Origin of the sequence: Devosia geojensis (assembly GCF_000969415.1) — a bacterium.
Taxonomy (GTDB): Bacteria; Pseudomonadota; Alphaproteobacteria; order Rhizobiales; family Devosiaceae; genus Devosia; species Devosia geojensis.
Genome location: NZ_JZEX01000098.1, coordinates 1 through 569, shown reverse-complemented (window position 1 = coordinate 569; position 569 = coordinate 1). Strand labels below are relative to the sequence as shown.

The 569-nt window shown below is 49.2% G+C and carries 1 protein-coding gene; it reads left to right on the top strand.

Annotated features, from left to right (window positions below):
- Window positions 1-471: hypothetical protein (locus VE25_RS22975; protein WP_201776071.1), on the top strand; the 471-nt coding region annotated here is incomplete at its 5' end.
- Window positions 472-569: the final 98 nt, after the last annotated feature.

The following is a 569-nucleotide window of genomic DNA, read 5'->3' as shown; positions in this document are numbered from 1 at the left end:
AAGGGAGGGGGGAAGAAGGAAGGAAAAAAAGAGAGAAAGGGGAAAAGAAGGAGAAGGAGGAGGAAAGGAAGGGAAAAGAGGGGAGGGGGGGTAGAAAGACAAGGGGAGGGAGGCGAAGGAGAAATGGCAAAAGAAGAGGAGAAGAACAGGAGGTGGGAGGAAGAAAAAGAAAAAGGAAAGAGCGAGAGGGTAAAGAAGGAAAAAGAGAGAAAGAAAAGAGAGAAAAGAGGAGAAGAAAAAAAGGAAAAGGTGACGAAAGAAGAGAAAGAAGGAGAGAAAGAGAGAAAAGAGAAGAAAGAGAAGGAAGAGAGAGAAAGGAGGGAGAAAGGAAAGAGAAAAAGAAGGAGAGAGAGCCACGACCAGCACAAGCAACAACACGAAGAAGAAGAAGAGAACCACCCAGGGCGAGGCGAGGAAGAAGAAGATGATACAGAAGAAGAGAGCGATCGGAAGGATGAGCGACGAACATGAAAGGAGTTTGAGAAGGACGAAGAGAAAGGGCGGGTGGACGTAGGGGGGGGGGGGGGGGGGGGGGGGAGAAAGGGGAAAAGAAGGAGAAGGAGGAGGAG